This is a genomic window from Shewanella yunxiaonensis, from assembly GCF_018223345.1.
GTDB classification, from domain to species: Bacteria; Pseudomonadota; Gammaproteobacteria; order Enterobacterales; family Shewanellaceae; genus Shewanella; species Shewanella yunxiaonensis.
Genome location: NZ_CP073587.1, coordinates 1,864,361 through 1,884,766 on the forward strand (window position 1 = coordinate 1,864,361; position 20,406 = coordinate 1,884,766).

Annotated in this window: 15 protein-coding genes; 8 read left to right on the forward strand and 7 right to left on the reverse strand. The window is 47.8% G+C overall.

The features are described from left to right. Window positions 1-3: 3 nt before the first annotated feature. Window positions 4-1,140, reverse strand: a complete 1,137-nt coding sequence (gene hyaA / locus KDN34_RS08550) for a hydrogenase small subunit (protein ID WP_212596430.1) — start codon at window positions 1,138-1,140, stop codon at window positions 4-6. Between the two features lie 389 nt (window positions 1,141-1,529). On the opposite strand from hyaA, the gene KDN34_RS08555 reads away from it, so the two are divergent. Continuing rightward, window positions 1,530-2,189, forward strand: a complete 660-nt coding sequence (locus KDN34_RS08555) for a response regulator (RefSeq protein ID WP_212596431.1) — start codon at window positions 1,530-1,532, stop codon at window positions 2,187-2,189. 3 nt (window positions 2,190-2,192) lie between these two features. Further along, window positions 2,193-3,584: an ATP-binding protein gene (locus KDN34_RS08560; protein WP_212596432.1), complete on the forward strand. Its 1,392-nt coding sequence runs from the start codon at window positions 2,193-2,195 to the stop codon at window positions 3,582-3,584. Window positions 3,585-3,591: 7 nt separating this feature from the next. Here the strand turns inward: KDN34_RS08560 and nikR are convergent, their stop codons facing one another. Both nikR and asnS read right to left on the reverse strand, forming a co-directional pair. After that, window positions 3,592-4,005, reverse strand: coding sequence for a nickel-responsive transcriptional regulator NikR (nikR, locus tag KDN34_RS08565; protein WP_212596433.1), 414 nt, complete (start codon window positions 4,003-4,005; stop codon window positions 3,592-3,594). A gap of 331 nt (window positions 4,006-4,336) precedes the next feature. Continuing rightward, on the reverse strand, window positions 4,337-5,737 hold the full coding sequence (asnS, locus tag KDN34_RS08570) for an asparagine--tRNA ligase (protein WP_212596434.1): 1,401 nt from the start codon (window positions 5,735-5,737) through the stop codon (window positions 4,337-4,339). A gap of 204 nt (window positions 5,738-5,941) precedes the next feature. Here asnS and KDN34_RS08575 point away from each other — a divergent pair, with 204 nt between their 5' ends. Continuing rightward, window positions 5,942-6,280, forward strand: a complete 339-nt coding sequence (locus KDN34_RS08575) for a hypothetical protein (protein WP_212596435.1) — start codon at window positions 5,942-5,944, stop codon at window positions 6,278-6,280. Here the strand turns inward: KDN34_RS08575 and KDN34_RS08580 are convergent. Together KDN34_RS08580 and pabB are read right to left on the reverse strand one after the other, a co-directional pair. Further along, window positions 6,256-6,855 (reverse strand): CoA pyrophosphatase, encoded by a 600-nt coding sequence (locus tag KDN34_RS08580; RefSeq protein WP_212596436.1) that lies wholly within the window; start codon window positions 6,853-6,855, stop codon window positions 6,256-6,258. The genes KDN34_RS08575 and KDN34_RS08580 overlap by 25 nt on opposite strands. Before the next feature lie 3 nt (window positions 6,856-6,858). Then, window positions 6,859-8,262 (reverse strand): aminodeoxychorismate synthase component I, encoded by a 1,404-nt coding sequence (gene pabB / locus KDN34_RS08585; protein WP_212596437.1) that lies wholly within the window; start codon window positions 8,260-8,262, stop codon window positions 6,859-6,861. Between the two features lie 194 nt (window positions 8,263-8,456). On the opposite strand from pabB, the gene KDN34_RS08590 reads away from it, so the two are divergent. The 5 genes from KDN34_RS08590 to KDN34_RS08610 all read left to right on the forward strand — a co-directional run bounded on the left by KDN34_RS08590 (window position 8,457) and on the right by KDN34_RS08610 (window position 18,533). Next, the gene (locus tag KDN34_RS08590) at window positions 8,457-9,977 is read left to right on the forward strand and encodes a fumarate hydratase (protein WP_212596438.1); all 1,521 of its coding nucleotides are present in this window, start codon (window positions 8,457-8,459) and stop codon (window positions 9,975-9,977) included. 82 nt (window positions 9,978-10,059) lie between these two features. Then, complete coding sequence (locus KDN34_RS08595; protein ID WP_212596439.1) at window positions 10,060-12,120, forward strand: S9 family peptidase; 2,061 nt, start codon at window positions 10,060-10,062, stop codon at window positions 12,118-12,120. Between the two features lie 596 nt (window positions 12,121-12,716). Next, entirely contained in the window at window positions 12,717-14,381 is a 1,665-nt protein-coding gene (locus KDN34_RS08600) for a glucan biosynthesis protein G (protein WP_212596440.1), read from the forward strand. Between the two features lie 20 nt (window positions 14,382-14,401). Further along, window positions 14,402-16,603, forward strand: a complete 2,202-nt coding sequence (mdoH, locus tag KDN34_RS08605) for a glucans biosynthesis glucosyltransferase MdoH (protein WP_212596441.1) — start codon at window positions 14,402-14,404, stop codon at window positions 16,601-16,603. Between the two features lie 163 nt (window positions 16,604-16,766). Further along, complete coding sequence (locus KDN34_RS08610) at window positions 16,767-18,533, forward strand: acyl-CoA dehydrogenase C-terminal domain-containing protein (protein WP_212596442.1); 1,767 nt, start codon at window positions 16,767-16,769, stop codon at window positions 18,531-18,533. A 33-nt stretch (window positions 18,534-18,566) separates the two neighbouring features. On the opposite strand, the gene dacB is transcribed toward KDN34_RS08610, so the two are convergent. Together dacB and KDN34_RS08620 are read right to left on the reverse strand one after the other, a co-directional pair. Beyond that, window positions 18,567-20,054 (reverse strand): D-alanyl-D-alanine carboxypeptidase/D-alanyl-D-alanine endopeptidase, encoded by a 1,488-nt coding sequence (dacB, locus tag KDN34_RS08615; protein ID WP_212596443.1) that lies wholly within the window; start codon window positions 20,052-20,054, stop codon window positions 18,567-18,569. Beyond that, complete coding sequence (locus KDN34_RS08620; RefSeq protein WP_212596444.1) at window positions 20,044-20,208, reverse strand: hypothetical protein; 165 nt, start codon at window positions 20,206-20,208, stop codon at window positions 20,044-20,046. The genes dacB and KDN34_RS08620 overlap by 11 nt, the downstream gene beginning before the upstream one ends. Between the last annotated feature and the right edge of the window lie 198 nt (window positions 20,209-20,406).

A 20,406-nucleotide genomic window follows, 5' to 3' on the forward strand; every position in this document is an offset into this window, starting at 1 on the left:
GGATTACTCCTCCTTGGAACCGGCAAACAGACTGGCAACCGCATGCGCACCAATGCCAATAGCAGCGGCGCCAAGAATCACTGCACCGACGGTATCGGCGGTGGCATCAAGCCCATGCAGTAATTGACGGCCAAGAGGTTTTTCAAAATCCGCCATATCATCCCAGAAGTTCGGTTCAGAGCAGCCAATACAGCCGTGACCCGCCAGTACCGGCCAGCTGGTGTGGCTGTTGAACCGTTCGGTAGGGCAATTGTTATAGGTGTAGGGACCTTTACAGCCCATTTTATAGAGGCAATAGCCATTCTTGGCGTTATCGTCACTGAATTGTTCAACAAACTCGCCAGAATCAAAGTGACCACGGCGTTCGCAGTTATCATGAACACGAGCGCCGTAGGCCCATTTCGGCCGGTTATACATGTCCAGTGCTGGCAAGCGGCCAAACATAACAAAGTACATCAGCGTACCAACAATGTTCTTTTCACTCGGAGGACAGCCCCCCAGATTGATAACCGTTCTATCAATCACTTCATGGACGCCCTTAGCACCAGTAGGGTTAGGCGCTGCGGCCTGAACCCCACCGAATGAAGCACAGGTGCCAACCGAAATGATGGCCGCCGCGCCTTCTGCGGCTTCACGCACAGATTGCAAGCCGGTGTGGCCTTTACAACCAACGGTTAAAAATGCGCCATTGTTTGCTGTAGGCACGGCGCCTTCAATCGCGAGCAGGTAATTGCCTTTATAATGTTCTAATGCGTGTTCCAGGTTCTCGTCGGCTTGCCAACCGGCCGCTGCCATCAGCGTTTCATGATATTCCAGCGAAATGTGGTCGAAAATTAGGGTGTCAAGGTCCGGGGTATCAGCACGGGTAAGGGATTCGGAACAACCGGTACATTCCGCCATGTGTAACCAAACCAGTGGCACTCTGTCTGCGAGTTCTGCAGCTTCTGCCACAAGGTTGCTAAAGGGTAAGGGTAAGGCCAGAAGGGCAGTGACAGAGGCACTCCACTTCATAAAGTCACGGCGACTAATACCATATTCCTGCATGCGTTCTAGCAAAGATTGATCTTGGCGTGGCGGTAATTGGCGCAAAGCGGCCAGCCGCTCCCGTCCCTGTTGATAAAGAGCTGAATGAGTATCCATTGATTCACCTTGTTGTTCTTAATGGAATAAACGTTGGAACACGCCAGTGATGAGTCACCACCGTTAGGAATGTGCGCTGGTGCTTAAAATCACTAAAAAAATTGACGTACGTCATTAAACATTCAAATATGCGCGCTAGCACGCAGATAAATGACGATAAAATTGATCTAAATCAATATATGACGGTGAGCGAACAAAAATTGATCATTGATAATGTTAAAGCTCAATGATTTAGTGACACAGGGAACTGCAAACAGCAGCGTATTGTCAGAACACTGGCGGGTTCATGTAAAGACACGTTATTATCGGGAAAAGTGATTTAAGATCCCGTGGTTATCTCACACTACTGAATCTGAATTTCATCAGCTGTCTGAAGAATTGATATCGATATGCGCATACTTTTAATTGAAGATAATGATCTTCTGGCTCAGGGCATAATGCTCAGCCTCGGCAAACTGGATATTCAGGTCGATCACGTTACCACCGTGAAACAGGCTGAGGCTGCAATTCATAATGAAGCCATTAGTGCCATTGTATTAGATTTGGGCTTACCTGATGGCAATGGTCGTAGTTTATTGCAGCAGTGGCGTCAACGCGGCATCGACATTCCGACTATTGTGCTGACGGCTAACACCGATTTTGATACTAAGCTTGCTTGTCTGGATCTCGGCGCGGATGACTATCTTGCCAAACCGTTTGATGTCAGGGAACTCGTTGCCAGATTAAAAGCCATTGTGCGCCGTCACCATGGACTGAATCAGAATTTGCTGGTGGTAGGGGCGCTCACCATGGATTTGAATGTGCATGAGGTTAGTTTTCGTGGCGAGCCGGTGAACTTATCACGGCGGGAATTTCAGCTATTGCTGGAGTTAGCGCAATCCAACGGGCGAGTGCTTACCCGCGGTCAATTGGAACAGCTCACCTATGGTTGGGACGAAGTCGGCAGCAATTCCATTGAAGTGCATATTCATCACTTGCGTCGCAAAACCTCACCTGAATTGATTAAAACGGTGCGTGGCATTGGTTACACGCTTGCAGAAGTGGAGTAACTCATGTCATTACGGGTGTTGATGATGGGGGTGATGCTGTTGGGCATCTCACTTTCTATTGGGATCTCCAGTTGGTTGAGTACCCATGATTCTCACCGGCAAATTGAAGAGTTATTTGATGCCCAGATGCTACAAAGTGCCAAAATACTCGAAATGTTTTATGGATCGCAGACCCTAATCGGACAGGATTCGCTGGTAAATCATCCGTTACTGTTGTCAATAAAACCGACAAAAGTTGAAACCTTTAATGAAGACGCCAATGCGCAGCAATTGGCTTACGAACAAAAGCTAGCGTTTCAAATTTGGACTCCTGAAGGCCAGCTGTTGGTCCGTTCTGCAAATACCGCTGAGCAACCCATGGCAGAATTTGTGGTGGGCTACCATCGCAAGATGTACATGGGCTCGTTGTGGCACATGTACAGTTATTTTTCGCCGCGTAACAATGTCTGGATTATTGCGGGTCAGCGCGATGATGTGCGAAAGGAACTGGTAGACCAGATCATGGGCAACAGCTTGATTGCCCCTGCAATTGTATTCCCGCTAGTGTCATTGTTAATGATTTTTCTGTCTTATCTGCTGCTGGAACCGTTACAGACGTTAGCGGATAAATTAAAACGGCGCGATCCCAGTGATTTAACACCGTTGCACATGCGCTTACCGTCGGAATTAGTCACAGTCCGTGATGCCATGAATGCTTATATTGCGAGGGTCGCTGCCGCTATGAGTCGCGAGCGCAAGTTCAGTGGTGATGCTGCTCATGAGCTAAAAACCCCGTTGGCCGTGATCAAATTGCATCATCAGGGGTTACTGGAATCTGATAATCCCGAAGAGCTGTTGTTACACCATCAGGCAATAGACAAAGGGATTGAGCAGATCGCACACACGGTAGAGCAAATGCTGCTGTTATCGCGTGTTGAATCGCTGGAACAGTTGAATGTAACCGAGGTCGGAATAAGTGAGTTGGTGCAGCAAGTTCTGAACGATATGCTGCCGATCATTGCTGACTATCAATGGGAGCTTCATCTGCCTGAAAAGATCATGGTCATAGCCGATCCGTTTTATCTTAAATTGGTATTGAAGAACCTGATAGATAATGCCTGTAAATATTCAGATAAAGCCGGCCCCATTAAAATTAATGCCTGGGAAGACAAACAGCATGGCACTGCAGTTTTGCAAATTCACGACTCAGGTCCAGGGCTTGATGAGGAAAGTTGTCGACAGATCACTGAACGCTTCTTTCGTGTGGCCAACGAAAACGTTGCAGGTTCAGGGCTGGGATTGTCAATTTGCGCGCAGATTGTTGGGCTACATAAGGGAAAATTGACAATTAAGCCGGGTGTACCTGACGGGCTGGATGTCAGAGTCATTTTGCCCAAACCGGTTAAGCAACGTTAAGTGACGATTAGACAATTCCGGCGCGGCTCAAACGAGCTAAATTAACCCCTTTTAACGCGGCGATTTTGTTTACCAGCTGATTTACTTGAGATGCCTGCCCCTTGAGGATGATGGTTTCCAGACAGCGATGATGGTCAATATGCACATGTGTACTACATAAAATGTGCACCATATGGTCATGTTGAATTTCGATCAGCTTTTCTGACAGGCCGCGCTGATGATGATCGAAAATCAACGTCAGTACCCCGACAACGTCTTCAACACTGCTGTTCCATTGCTTATCAACAATACGGTCTCGAAACAGATCACGAATGTATTCTGAGCGAGATTGATAGCCTCGGGTCTCAATATCCGTTTCAATTTCTTCAAACAGGGATTGTGGCAGGGAAACGGTAAAACGCAGAGTTTCATCATTACTCATGATGCGACCTCAGTAGGCAATTACAAAAAATAAATGTTCTTATACATTAACCTGTTACAAATTGTCCATGTGAGGACATCTGGGCGTGATCCACCGCAGGTTTTACAGATTTTATTGCTTGTCGGATTTTATATCATCTATGGTTAATCATACAGGGAGGATTGACCTGTTTCTTGTGTTTGTGTCTATGAAAGTGGGGGCCGGTATCGTCATGCTTAACACCGGCATTTAATGGGAGATGGCATTGCGTCCACTCCCATTTTTTTGCGCCTAATCCAAAGAAAAAACGCGCTAATGCAGCGCGTTTTTGGGAATGTTGTAACGCCTGACGTTAGAAGTTGGCAGAGCGTGGTGAACGTGGGAACGGAATAACGTCACGGATGTTAGACACACCTGTCACATAAGACACCAGACGTTCAAAGCCCAGACCGAAACCTGAGTGCGGGACAGTGCCATAACGACGCAGATCGCGATACCACCAGTAATCTTCCTTAACCAGACCCATTTCATCCATGCGTTGATCCAACACATCCAAACGCTCTTCACGCTGTGAGCCGCCGATGATCTCACCAATGCCGGGAGCTAATACATCCATTGCCGCTACAGTTTTACCGTCTTGGTTCAGACGCATGTAGAAGGCTTTGATATCTTTTGGATAATTTTTTACCACGACTGGCGAATTAAAGTGTTCTTCTGCCAGATAGCGTTCATGTTCAGATTGCAAGTCAGTTCCCCATTCCACAGGGAACTCGAACTCTTTATCGCAGTTTTTGAGGATTTCAACCGCATCGGTGTAATCAACCTGGGCAAAGTCACTGCTGACAAAACGTTGCAACCGATCGATGACGGTGCTATCAACGCGTTGTGCAAAGAACTGCATATCATCCATACGTTCTTCCAGTACCGCTTTAAAGGCGTACTTGAGCATAGATTCAGCCAGCCCCGCAATGTCGTTGAGATCTGCAAACGCCACTTCCGGTTCGACCATCCAGAATTCGGCCAAATGACGGCTGGTATTTGAGTTTTCAGCGCGGAAGGTCGGCCCAAAGGTATAAATCTTAGATAACGCACAGGCGTAGGTTTCACCGTTTAACTGGCCCGATACGGTTAAGAAAGCCTCTTTACCAAAGAAATCTTTGTCATAGTCGACGTTACCTGCTTCAGTACGTGGCAGGTTTTCCAGATCCAGGGTGGAAACGCGGAACATTTCGCCAGCGCCTTCAGTATCTGAGGCAGTGATCAACGGTGTAGATACCCAGACAAAGCCGTTTTCATGATAGAAGCGGTGGATTGCCTGAGATAGACAGTTACGAACTCGCGCAACAGCACCAATCAGGTTGGTCCGAGGACGTAAGTGAGCCAATTCCCGCAGATGCTCGACTGAATGGCGTTTTGCCGCCATCGGATAGGTATCTGGGTCCTCTACCCAACCGGTCACTTCAACTTTGGTGACCTGCAATTCGTAATCTTGGCCAGATCCAGGGCTTTCTACCACTTCACCCGTTACAATTACAGAACAGCCAGTGGTCAGTTTGAGCACTTCATCGTCATAATTTGGCAGATTATTAGGCACAACGCCTTGAATAGGGTCAAAACAGGAACCGTCATAGATGGCAAGGAACGAGATGCCGGCTTTGGAATCCCGGCGGGTTCTGACCCAGCCGCGGACGGTAACTTCAGAACCGACCGCATATTCGCCTTTAAATACAGATGCGACTGATGCAATGCTCATTATTGCTATGTTCTCCAGTGAAACGTCTTTTTACCGTTATCCAAGACCGTCGGTAACGGTTATTTGTCGGCCAACGTAAGGCAGACACTGTTGATCGTACAGAAAAATTGGACGTTTATATTACCTTGCTGGTGGCTTTTCTCAAGTTGAAAAAGGTATTCTGGAATCATTCTCCATTTTCGGCTTCGTAAAGGTGGCAGGAAAATGAAAAAACTGCGTTTTTTACAGATAATTTTAGCAATTATGTCGATCGCAGGGTGGGCATTGGCCGTATATGCCCTGACAGTTTTTCATGATGCCAGGCCGGACCGCGCTGTAGGGTATTTTTTCAGTCATGGGGTGCCAGTGCGGCTTTACTGGGATCTCAAAGAAACGACGTTGCTGGAGCACATTATCTGGGTGTGTGCCGGACTGAGCTTCACCAGTATGGCATTGAACTGGTATCTGGCAAGTCATTACCGCATGGGGTATTGGTTCAATATTCCGTTGTTACTCTTGAGTTCTGTGACCGCCGGGCTTTATTTACGTTTCGTGATCCTTTGAATGTCATGACTGACGATGGCGCAAAACGTATCGATGATAGCGGCTGTCGCGCCCCAAATGAGCCTATCGCCATAGGGAATAAATGTCACCGGATGGGGTTGTTGCCGACGCTGAATCAACATCACATGGCGATTATTCGGTTGCAACAGATAATCCAGCGGTACCGTAAATAATGCGCTGACCTCGCCTGGATTAAGACAAATATTGAAGGGGCGTTGAACAATGCCGACGACTGGTGTGATATTAAAACCGGTAATTGTGTGATGTTGGGGCAGGGTGCCCAGCAGTTCAACATTATTAGCGGGCAGTCCAATCTCTTCTTCCGCTTCTCTTAATGCCGTTTCCAGTAAACTTTTATCTTGTCGTTCCTGTTTGCCTCCGGGAAAACTGACTTGTCCTGGATGTGCTTTCAGATGTCTGGGGCGCTGCGTTAATAGTAATTCAACACCTTTGGGGCCGGTCTGAAACGCCATTAGTACGGCGGCATTTCGTAATTTTAGAGGTATTCCCGGAGGTTGGCGTAATGGCGCGGCTATACCTAATCCAAAACGCCAACGCAGCTCAGTAAGATCCACGGTTTACTCCTTGAAGTCAGTCAGAACTGGCAAGATACGGCTGACCTTGTCATAACATTCCTGATATTCCGCAGCGCCATCAGAATCTGCCACGATGCCGCCACCGGCCCAACAATGCAATTGTCCGTTAGCCGCCACCAGTGTTCTTATCGCAATATTGGTATCCATTACGCCGTGTTGGCTGATATAACCCATCGCACCACAATAGAGGTTTCGTCTCGAAGGCTCCAGCGATTCAATGATTTCCATGGCACGCACTTTCGGCGCGCCGGTGATAGACCCTCCTGGAAAGGCAGCACGCAACAATGTTAAAGCGTGGACTTTGGGTGGCAGTTGTCCTGTCACCGTACTCACCAGATGATGTACGGCGGGAAAGCTTTCTAACGCAAATAATTCGGGCACTTTGACGCTACCTGAGGTGGCAACCTTGCCAATATCATTGCGCAGTAAATCGACAATCATCAGATTTTCGGCGCGGTTTTTCTCTGATTGCAGTAGTGCTTCAGCTAACTGTCGATCTTCATCAGGATTGTTGCTTCTTGGTGCTGTCCCTTTGATCGGTTTGGTCTGGATTTTCCCCTCAGCCGAGATGGCAATAAATCGCTCTGGTGAAATTGACAAAGCACAGCCCTGGGGCAGCCGCATAAAGGCAGAAAATGGCGCGGCGTTAGCTTGTCTCAAAGCACAATAAGCTTGCCATTCATTACCGCGATAAGTAGCGGAAAAGCGTTGTGTCAGATTGATTTGATAACAATCACCGCTGTGCAAATAGCGTTGAACTTGTTCAAATTTTGCAAGGTAATCTGCCTGAGTTATTTGCGCTTTCCAGCCGCTAGTCATGGTGAATGCAGGCGATTCGACCCCGGTGGAATTTTCACGTAATGACATCAACCGCGGTAGTAACTCAGTTAAGGCGGTTTGACCCGCGTAATGAACCAAGTGCCAGACCTGTGTTTTATTGTCGTGAATTAATGCCCAATCATATAGACCAACAGCCATTTGCGGAAACGCAATGTCGTCCGCAGCGCAATCGGGGATCTGCTCAACGCTGCGACCTAAGTCATAACCAAAGCAGCCGATTGCGCCACCAGCGAACGGAAGGTTTGTCGTTTTGACTGTTGGAAAGTACTGCGCCAGAACGTGTTGTAATTGCTTAAAAGGATCGCCAGTGGATGACCCTATAAGCTGTCCATTGGCATCGTGAACCTGCGTGCAATTACCGGTAGTCGTCACTGTGGCCACTGGCCATGCACTGATCACATCATAACGGGCATCCGGATGCTTAGCCGCCGCAGAATCCAATAACACCGCCCAAGGCAGTGCTGAAAGCATTGAAAATACGTCACAAACTGAATATTGCCAGGGCAATTGGCATTCAGCGATAGCATTGCTGTTTGTGGTGTGCATCTAACTTTAAAATCCAAAAAATGTGATGTAGCCCAAAAAGCTGAGAGAGGTTATCATAATCGCCACCAAAAATGACCATAACAGCCTGACCTTAGGTGAAATCGTGCGGTATGGCGGCTTTACTGCAGTGCGACTGGGGGCACTGACACTGTGGCAACACCACAGCGAGGACAGGGAGCAATTGGAGCGCAAACATGTCCGTAATCAAGCAAGCTGATTTTATCGATAGTATTGCAGATGCTTTGCAGTACATCTCTTATTATCACCCAAAAGATTTTGTAGACGCTATGGCAGAAGCCTATGCGCGTGAACAAAGTCCGGCCGCCAAAGATGCCATCGCGCAAATCCTGATTAACTCCCGTATGTCGGCCGAAGGGCACCGTCCTTTGTGTCAGGACACCGGCATTGTCACCTGTTTCGTTTATGTCGGGATGGGCGTGCAGTGGGATAAGACCGATATGACCATCCAACAGATGGTTGATGAAGGTACCCGCCGGGCGTACACCAATCATGATAATACCTTGCGGGCATCGATTGTGGCAGACCCTGCCGGTGCTCGTAAGAACACCCGTGATAACAGCCCGGCTGTGGTGCATATCGTCTCTGTGCCAGGGGATAAAGTGGATGTTGCCATTGCGGCAAAAGGCGGCGGCTCAGAAAACAAATCCAAGATGGTCATGCTTAATCCCTCTGATGATATCGCTGCCTGGGTCGAAAAGACCTTGCCGACTATGGGCGCCGGGTGGTGTCCACCTGGGATGCTCGGTATCGGTATTGGGGGAACTGCCGAGAAAGCTGCAGTGATGGCAAAAGAAGCTTTGATGGACAGTGTCGATATCCATGAGTTGATGGCTCGCGGTGCTGAAACTGCGGAAGAAAAACTGCGTCTGGATATCTTCGAACGTGCGAATAATCTCGGAATCGGTGCTCAGGGGTTAGGTGGCCTGACGACGGTACTGGACGTGAAAATTAAAACAGCGCCAACACATGCGGCGTCTAAACCCGTGGTGATGATCCCCAATTGCGCCGCCACTCGCCACGTGCATTTCCATCTTGATGGAACCGGTCCAGCGGATTTAACCCCACCATCATTGGACGACTGGCCAGAAATTACCCGTGAAGTAGGTGAAAATACCCATCGGGTGAATCTGGACACCGTGACTCAGGCAGAAATTGAAACCTGGAATAGTGGTGACACCTTGTTATTGTCAGGCAAGATGCTGACTGGGCGTGATGCTGCCCATAAGCGTATCCAGAGCTTGCTGGAAAGTGGTGAAGGATTACCAGCTGGCGTTGATTTCAAAGGGAAATTTATTTACTACGTTGGCCCAGTTGATCCTGTCCGGGATGAAGTCGTGGGGCCAGCCGGTCCAACAACTTCCACTCGTATGGATAAGTTCACCGGTATGATGCTGGAAAAGACTGGCTTGATGGGCATGATTGGTAAGGCCGAACGTGGTCCGGCAGCGGTCGAATCTATCAAGCAACATAAAGCAGTGTATTTGATGGCTGTCGGCGGTGCGGCCTATCTGGTTTCTAAGGCCATTAAAAAGGCGCGAGTGATCGCATTCGAAGATTTGGGCATGGAAGCAATTTATGAGTTTGAAGTTAAGGACATGCCTGTTACTGTAGCGGTTGACTCCAAAGGGGTGAACGCCCACGAAACTGGACCGGCTATCTGGAAAGTGAAGATCCAGCAAGCAAAAGAAGCGTGAGCGTAAATGAAAAAGGGGCCTAAATGGCCCTTTTTGACGTTTAAATCCTGAACCATCGAACAATAAATAAGAAGATCTACCCATGAAAATGAATACATTATGTATGGCGTTGTTAGCCACCGGTATTGCATTGCCAGCAATCGCCGCTGAAAAGCAGCCTTTTACGGTGCAAGATCTGGTGAAGCTCAACAAATTGCATTCTGCGGCAGTATCAAATGACGGCACCAAATTGGTGTATGGACTAAAAACCGTTGGTGCAGATGGTAAAGCTGATTCAGATCTATACCTGTTGGATTTGTCGAATAAAGATGCCAAGCCATTACAGTTAACCACGGCTAAAGGGACTGAACACGACGTTACTTTTAGTGCCGATGATAGCAGTATCTACTTCATCGCCGCGCGCGATGGTAGCAGTCAATTGTACCGGCTGCCCCTTAGCGGCGGCGAGGCGCAGCAAGTGTCTCATCTGCCGTTAGATATTGATGGCTATAAATTATCTGCTGATGGTAAGCAGGTCGTCATGAGCATTCGGGTATTCCCGGAATGTGACACCTTAGCATGCTCCAAAGACAAGTTTGACGCCGAAAAGGCGCGTAAAAGTACTGGACGGGATTATACCCAACTGATGATCCGCCATTGGGATACCTGGTTTGATCATGCACGTAATCACCTGATTGTCGCACCAATCGAAAACGGGCAATTAGGCAAGACTGTCGACGTCACAAAAGGTTTGGATACCGAAACACCACCGAAGCCATTTTCCGGCATGGAAGAAGTGACCTTTACGCCAGATGGCAAGTATGTGGTATACAGTGCCAAAGCGCCGGCAAAAGACCAAGCATGGACCACAAATTTTGACTTGTGGCAGGTGCCGGTAAGCGGCGGTGATACTGTTAATTTGACCGCTGAAAACAAAGCGTGGGACGGTCAGCCCGTGTTTTCTGCAGATGGCCGTTATCTCGCGTATCTAGCGATGAAAAAGCCAGGATTTGAAGCAGACCGTTTCCGCATTATGTTACGTGATACGGTTACCGGTCAAACTAAAGAAGTAGCGCCATTATGGGATCGTAGTCCTTCCTCCTTGAGCTTTGGTAAAGACAACAACACCCTTTATGTAACCGCACAGGATGTTGGACAGGTTTCCGTATTTGCGGTCAACACACAATTCGGTGATGTTCGTACACTTTACAACGATGGCAGCAACAGTTTAGTCGGCCTCGCCGGGGATCGACTGATTGTTAAACACGCATCGTTGGTTGAACCTGGCGATCTTTGGTCTATGAATACCGATGGTCAGGATCTGCAGCGCCTGACCGATATTAACCGCGCCAAACTGGATACGATTAAATTTGGTGACTTCCAACAGTTCAGCTTCAAAGGCTGGAATAATGAAGAAGTTTTTGGCTATTGGTTAAAACCGGCAAACTATGAAGAAGGCAAAAAGTATCCTGTGGCCTTTCTGGTACATGGTGGCCCACAAGGTTCATTTGGCAACGCTTTCAGCTTCCGTTGGAACCCAGAACTGTGGGCGGGAGCGGGTTATGCAGTGGTGATGGTCGATTTCCATGGTTCTACAGGTTACGGTCAGGCGTTCACTGATTCCATCAGCATGGATTGGGGTGGAAAGCCATTAGAGGACTTACAAAAAGGTCTGGACGCTGTAGCGAAACAGCAGCCTTGGATTGATGCGTCAAATGCCTGTGCTTTAGGGGGGTCCTATGGCGGCTACATGATGAACTGGATCCAGGGTAACTGGAATGATGGCTTTAAGTGCTTGGTTGACCATGCTGGTCTGTTTGATTTGCGCTCTATGTATCATGTTACCGAAGAACTGTGGTTCCCGGAACATGAGTTTGGCGGTACCTATGAGCAGGCCAAAGATCTTTATGAAAAGTTCAATCCTGCTAACTACGTGCAAAATTGGAAAACGCCAATGCTGGTGATCCATGGCGAGAAGGACTTTCGAGTGCCATACGATCAGGGCTTAGCGGCATTTTCCTATATGCAGCGCAATAATATTCCTTCCGAATTGCTGGTGTTCCCAGATGAGAACCACTGGATCCTGAATCCTGATAATTTGCAGCAATGGTATGGCAAAGTGTTAGGTTGGATGGATCGTTGGACAGGTAAAAGCCGTCAATAGCGTGATTCATCGTTCATGAGAAAGCCGGCACAGTGTTGCCGGTTTTTTTTATCGCCAAATCTTAGATAATTTTCTGATTTATAATCACTTATAAAAGCTATCCTAGTACTTAAAGGCCCCGAGAGCGTTACCGTATCAGCCTTTGCCAAGACGTCATTAAAGTTTCATTAAGGTTTAGTTTTATAAAGTAGCTTTCAAACTAACGTATATCTTTGCCAGAATTCACAAGTAACCGTATGCTTTGTATTATGATTTCCATAGCAGCGTGAGTTACTTTCATTAATCTGAAGCCCAGTTGTGTGGAGTTATCTGAACGTCTCGGTGATTAGCGGTTATTTTTTCCGAAAGCAACCCAGGTTTTGATTATCTAGCGGTGTTTAGGGGGACTAGTGAGCAGTTTTCATTCGAGACGAGATACAGCTAACAATGGCAGCAAAAACAGTAGACCGGGTGGCTTTCTTTGTCCTGAAATTAGGAGTAATTTATTGCCCGCATTCTACAAGCTAGCCCACCAGAGACGTTTTATATAGCGGCACTCAGATTTGAATTACAAACCCTGCTTTTCTTGATTTAATGATTAATAAGGTTGTTTCTACATGCTTAGTCGATTTGGAAAAACGCTTAGCCTAACAGTGTTGTTGGTCGTTGTATTGTTGCAATCAACAGTGGTGTGGGCTGATCCTAAGACACCTCTCAACCAAGAGAACAAGGTTGAAGCGTTATTATCCGATAAGAATACTCCTGCACCGGCAAAGACCGCGGATGCCGCTTTCGCTGTGAGCAATGCGAAATATGCGACAAGTGGCATTTTCGATCAAGACACCGTGATTAAGCTGGCTAAACAACTTGCGAGTAAACCCTATGTTGCTCCCGATGAAGCATTGCCCGATTCCCTGAAAAATCTGACGCAGGAACAATATCAAGATATCCATTTTCGCCAGGATGCGGCGATCTGGAAAAACCAGAATTTACCGTACCAATTACAACTATTTCATCGCGGGTTTTATTTTAAACAGTTGGTCGAACTGGCATTGGTTCGTGGTAATCAGGCATCACATCTTGCCTATAACTCAGACTATTTTGAAACTGGCACGGCTTTCAACCAAGCGTTGCCGAAAAACGATATAGGCTACTCCGGCTTCCGATTGCATTACCCGATTAATCGTAAAGATTATTATGATGAGTTGCTGGTATTTCAGGGGGCCACCTATTTTAAAGCGCTGGGCAAGGGTGACAATTATGGGGTTTCTGCTCGGGGACTGGCGCTGAGAACTGCTGATCCGATGGGCGAGGAGTTTCCATTTTTTAAGGCTTTTTGGATTGAAGAACCTCATGCGGATTCTAATCTGCTGGTCATTCATGCGCTGTTAGACAGCCCGAGTGTGACTGGCGCTTACCGCTTTTCTGTACGCCCTGGTGACAATACTCAGATGGATGTAGAAGCTACACTGTTCCCTCGTGTTGACCTTGATAAAGTCGGTCTGGCACCTGGCACCAGCATGTATATGCATTCACTCAATGGCCGTCAGAACGTCGATGATTTTCGACCAGAAGTTCATGACTCAGATGGGTTATTAATGCTTAATGGGAGAAGTGAACGTTTGTGGCGCCCCTTGGCAAATCCTAAAACATTGCAGATTAGCGCTTTCATGGATAATGCGCCCCAAGGATTTGGTTTGATCCAACGCCAGCGTAATTATGGTGCCTATCAGGATCTGCGCGCCCAATTTGAAACACATCCTAGTTTATGGGTTGAACCAGTTGGCAACTGGGGGCAGGGGTCAGTGATCCTGACAGAGATCCCAACACAATCGGAAATTCACGATAATATTGTGGTGTTCTGGCGTCCGATGGACCCCATTCGTGCTGGAAGCGAATACCGATTTGCCTATCGTCTGAGCTGGGGCGATGAGCCATCGGTAAAACCAGGCACTATCACAGTTGCCCGTACCGCCAGTGGTCGCGCTGATATTTCAAAACCGACGGCAAAACGGTTGTTTGTTATCGATTATCAACTTAATGGTGGGCAACGTCCTGCCACTATGCCTGAGCCTAAAGTGCAAGCCTCAAGTGGCAGTATCGATAATGTGGTGATCCGCGAGAACCCGCATAACGGTGGTTACCGCTTGACCTTCCAATTCGACCCTAAAGATGCTCAAGTCGCTGAGCTTAGAGCCGAACTTCAATTCGATGCAGTCGCTGGCGCTGAAGCCGTGACTTCTGGAAAGACTGAAACCTGGTTGTACCGGTGGTCTCGTTAATGGATACCATGGATCAAAAGATGTTGCAGGATAATTTGCTGACCGAAACTGCCCCCAAGTTGCAGGGGGACAGTGCAATGCCACCGGAAAGACCGGCGCCTATGCCAGAGCAGAGTCTGAAATCATTGTCCGTCGGTTTCCCGCGGCAAAGCACCACTGCTGGCGGTGTGACCTCAAAAGTGTCGCGGCGAGTCATGGTTGTAGGTTCTGCATTATTGCTGTCAACTTTTGCGATATATGAAATGTTGCAAGTATTCAGCGTCGCGGCAGTGACACCGCTGGAATACTTGGTACTGCTGCTGTTTGCCATCAATTTCTGTTGGATCGCTTTAGCTTTCTGTAGTGGTGTGGCTGGTTTTGTAGCATTGATTAAACGACGTTTTGTTAAAGCAAAAACTCAGTCTGTAAAAGTGCTCACCGATAATGTCGCTATCTTAATGCCGACCTATAACGAACAGCCTGATCGCGTGTTTTCTGCTGTTGAAACAATGGCGTTGGATCTCCGCGAATATACGAAAGACACTCAGGAGTTTCAGTGCTTTTCGTGGTTTATTCTTTCTGATACTACGGATCCTACGATTGCACTTGCAGAGGAACAGGCCTTTTGGTTACTCCGGAAAAGACTTGATGGCCGCGCGAACGTTTACTATCGTCGGCGCCGCAAAAATACCGCGCGTAAATCAGGAAATGTTGAAGATTTTTGTACACGGTGGGGTAGCGCATACACCAGTCTGTTGGTGCTAGATGCCGACAGCTTAATGCAAAGTCAATGTATTGTGGAACTGGGCCGGCGGATGCAAGCCGATCCCGATGCCGGACTCATCCAGACTATTCCCTATTTAGTAAAAGGGGTAACGCTGCTAGCGCGTCTGCAACAGTTTGCTGCGCGTTTCTATGGCCCAGTGATTGGTACTGGTCTCGCATGGTGGGTGCAGAAAGAGGGCAACTTCTGGGGTCACAATGCGATTATCCGCACTGAAGCCTTCATGCAGGCCGCTGGTTTGCCGGTGTTAAAAGGTAAACCACCGTTTGGTGGCCATATCCTCAGCCACGATTTTGTTGAGGCAGCGTTAATCAGACGTGCTGGCTGGAGCGTTAAAATTGCCGCCGATCTCCCTGGTTCCTTTGAAGAATGTCCGCCTTCGATTATCGATATGGCAGTACGAGACCGTCGTTGGTGCCAGGGGAACTTGCAACATACGCGAGTGTTACCCGCTAAAGGACTGCACTGGATCAGTCGGTTACATTTGGTGACCGGGATCATGTCCTATTTATCGTCACCATTTTGGTTGTTACTGATCCTTTCTGGGTTATTGCTGGCCTTGCAGGCACACTATATCCGTCCGGAATATTTTACCGACCAGTTCTCATTGTTCCCTAAATGGCCAGTGATGGACTCAGACCGCGCATTACGCTTGTTTTATATCACCATGGGTATTCTGTTTGGGCCAAAAATCTTTGGTACCTTGTTATTGCTGACCGATCGTCAATATGTCAGCGTTTTGGGTGGCCGATTACGCATTATGACCAGCATCCTATTGGAAATTCTGGTGTCAGCATTAATTGCCCCCATTATGATGTTTATTCATTGTGGGGCAGTGTTTGCCATTATTTCCGGGAAAGACAGTGGCTGGGCACCGCAACGTCGTGATGATGGCAGCTTGCCCTGGTCTGATGTGATTTATCGTCACCGATATCATGTGCTGGCAGGGATCTTACTGGGTTATGCCGCATATCTTGATTCCTGGACACTGTTGGCATGGATGTCACCAGCGCTTATCGGGTTATGGATTGCCATTCCATTATCAGCATTTACCGCCTCACAAAAAGTCGGTAAATGGTTTATGGCTAAACATCTGTTAGCCACACCTGAAGAGGTTGAGCCGCCGAAGATCCTATTAGCGGCGGCAAACGCCCGCGATGAGTATGAGGCTTCTCTGAAAGAAATCTGGAATGTCAGGATGTTACTCGATAAACCAGAACTGATGGAGTTGCACATGCAAATTATGGATAAGCTGCCAACTCATGTCCCAGGTGGGAAGATTGAATCCATGGACGCGATAGCCCGCGTAAAAGTGCAAGAAGCACAAACTCAGGATGCGCTGTTAGCCAATTTGGATAACAAGGAGATGGGTTATATTTTGGGTAATCCATTGCTACTGCAGACGATGCAACGCTTGCCTAAATCTATTACTGAAAGTGACCTTGTCAGCATTTGTTAAATAGAAAAATTTCAAAGAGCCGGCATATTGCCGGCTTTTTGTTATCGGAGTGACTGTTCTGTTTGTGAGCAACCTTGTTGTTTTTATCGTTGCTGTTTGCCAAATCCAAGAGTTCAGGATAAATTAAAACACTTGTTTAAATTTTAATACAGGCCGTGGAACGATGATCCCATTTCAAGCACCTACCGAAGAAATGAACTTTTTGTTGCGACAAGTTTTTGATGCTGCAGCAGTTTGGCAGGGGTTGCCTGCTATCGCCGAATTATTGGATCTCGACACGGCCACCGCCATTTTAGAAGAAGGGGCTAAGTTTTGTGCTGAGCAGATCCAGCCGCTGAATCAACCCGGTGATACGCAGGGCGTAAGCTTTAATGGTTTAAGTGTAAAAACCCCAGACGGTTATGCAGCGGTATTCCGTCAGTACGCTGAAGGCGGTTGGGTAGGGCTTTGCGGCGAGCCCGAATATGGTGGCATGGGAATGCCTAAAATGCTTGGCGTTCTGCTAGATGAAATGGGCTATAGTGCCAGTAACGCTTTTACCTTGTATGCCGCACTCACCGCTGGTGCGGCATTGTGTATTCATGCCCATGGCTCGGAAGCACTTAAAGCGCTCTACCTTCCTAAATTGTATTCTGGAGAGTGGGCCGGGGCGATGGATATGACAGAACCTCAATCCGGTTCTGATCTGCGTACAATTGCTACTCGCGCAGTGCCGCAGTCTGACGGCAGTTATCGGATCAGTGGTAGTAAGATGTTTATTACCGGCGGTGATCATGATCTAACCAGCAACGTAATCCATTTGGTACTCGCAAAAATTCAAGGAAGCGACGGGATCTCCCTGTTTCTGGTGCCCAAATTCAAAGTAACTGCAGACGGAGAGATTGGCGATGCCAATGGCGTAACTGTCGGTGCGGTTGAACACAAGATGGGCCTTAAAGGTTCTGCTACCTGTGTTATGAATTATGACGATGCAGAAGGGTATCTCATAGGCCGTGCGAACCGGGGATTAGTTTGTATGTTCACCATGATGAACTACGAACGTCTGTCTATTGGTATTCAGGGCTTGGGAAGTGCACAGATGGCTTATCAACTATCAGCCAGCTATGCCAAAGAGCGCTTGCAGGGATTAGCCGCGGGTGGTTCGCCAACTGGCGCTAAAGCTGACCCCATCATAGTTCATGGTGATGTTCGTCGTATGCTACTGAATATAAGAGCATTAACGGATGCCGGACGCGCACTTGCTGTCATGACGGGAATGCAACTGGATAAAGCAAAATATGCGGCAGATAGCGAAGAGCAGCAGCAAGCAACCCGCTTTGCCGCACTGTTAACTCCAGTCGCAAAAGCTTTTTTAAGTGATAGAGGTTTTGACGCATGCGTTACCGCTCAGCAGGTATTTGGCGGTCATGGTTATATTGGTGAAACTGGCATCGAGCAATTAGTACGAGACGCTCGGATCGCGCAGATATATGAAGGCACCAATGGCATTCAGGCGATAGATTTTCTGGGAAGAAAGCTGGTAGGTGATAACTTAGCCACGGTAACCGAGTTTTTCAGCTGGCTGCAACAGCAGCAATCCTGTGACGAGGTGTTTGCCAGTCAAAAACAACAATTGCAACAATTACAGCAACGTTTTGTAGATGTTATCGCCGCAGTTAATCAACAGAAACATGATCAACCTGCACTGATTAATGCGGTAGCCGTGGATGCCTTAGATGCTTTCGGTTATCTGCTCTATGGTCATTTCTGGTTGATGATGGCGGATAAGTCACTAAAAGCGGCAGCTCAATTGCCTGTTGCCTTCGTGCAACGCAAGCAACAACTGATGCAGTATTACTTCGCAAAATTACTGCCACGAGTTTCACTACATCTGGATGTAGTGACTGCCGGGGATGAGACCATAATGCAGCTCAGCGCTGACGATTTCTAACCGCACAAGATTATACAACAGGTGGTGCTTGCATCAGCGAGCACTACTTTGTTGCCCCATGGAGGTGTGCACTCCATCTTCAATAATCTGATGCTGAAGGGAAGGCATCACCACGGTAATAAAATTGTGTTTGGCCTTTTCTTCTTTTGGGCTGAGGCCGTTTTCCATAACCACAATCAGATAGCGATTTTTATCCTGTGGTGCATCACCCGATAAAAATCCGGCAAGATTTTGTACACCACTCATACTGCCAGTTTTGGCCACCACGGCACCGCGTAAAGGCTTTTGGGTGAATGGGCGTTTATATTGCAATGTACCGCTGATCCCGGCTTTAGGTAACACCTCTGTCAACCATTGCAAAGATGGCCGAGTTTTGATTTGTATCAGTAAGCTGGCTAACTGTCTGGCACTTAAGAGGTTGTAACGCGATAACCCTGAACCGTCGGCAATACTACTGCTGTCTAACACGACATCTAATTGCGCCAGGGTTTCCTTTACGACTCGAGTACCCGCCGCAAAACCGGCGTGTTTGCCAAAACGTTGTTGCCCGACTTGTTTCAACAGGGTATCGGCAATCAGATTGTCTGAATCCAATAGCATTTCACTAATAAGTTCACTTAATGGCGCGGATTGATGGTCACTCAATAACGTAGCGGTTGCTGGAACGTTATCGGCAGCGTTGACCGTCCCGGTAAGCTTGAATTGGTGTGTATAGATATCAGTCACGACATCACGTGCATATTGTAGTGGGTTATTAACGGCTATTGCTAATGGAGCAGGGGCCGTCCCGGCATAACAACCACCTAACAGGTAATGGTTATCGGGTAGTCGTTCCAGTGATAGCTGGCAAAATGACTGTTGATGGTCCGCATCAAAACGGGCACTGGAGCTAACGGTGATGGGCGCAGGCAGAAGCGGTTTTACCTTGGTAAGACCGTCCGGTTGCTGAACCAACATCGCCTTAATACAGTTTTGATCAACGATAAAACTGGATACCGGCGCAGCGTAACAGATCCCCAAATCATCCCAGACCCAACCTGGCGCTTGCCATTGGCTGTCATTACTGCCGATCAGCACAACATTGCCGTCAATTTCATTAATGCCGGACGCAGCAAGCTGATGTGCCATTTGCGCAAGTTGTGCACGGGTAAGCCTCGGGTCGCCCTCAAAACGGAGATACAGATCCCCTTTAATGACGGATTTTTCGACCTTGCCATCTGTCAATAGGGTGGTGTGAAAGGTGAAATCTTCCCCCAATACTTGCCAGGCAGTTACCGCCGTCAGCAACTTTTGGGTACTTGCTGGCAGCATGAGCACATCAGCATTATGACTGACCAGCACTTCACCGTTATGGGTATCCTGTACCCACAATGCTGTCTGAGAGTCTTTCGGAAGTAATGGCTGTAACCAAGCTGAAAGCGGGGCGGCTAAGGCTGTATTAAAGGTTGTGGCCGATAAAATCGACCACAATACTAGCGCTTTGAAGTGCCAGCGGCGTGCTGGATGATTATTAAGAGTCATCCTTTTCCATTAATCGATAAAATTTGAGTGTGACAAAGATAACTAAAGCGATATAGAGCGGTAGCACTAGAGGCCCGAGCCAATCTTTGAAATGAAAGATCCCCCAGGCGGCAACTAACGTAAGTAAAAGAGGTACCCAAATCTGTCGCTTCATAATAAATCCTGTTTTACAGCTATAAACATAATGGCTTAACTAGAATCAAATCTCTAGCTACGAATCTTTGGTGTGATTTGACCTCGTTGCAATCATTTTACTGTGATCGGTAACGCAAGCGCACACTAATTGTACAAAACAGGAGCAATTCTGCCGCATCTGCTTCTCGTTCCGGGAGAAAACGCTTGCTCCGTTGGT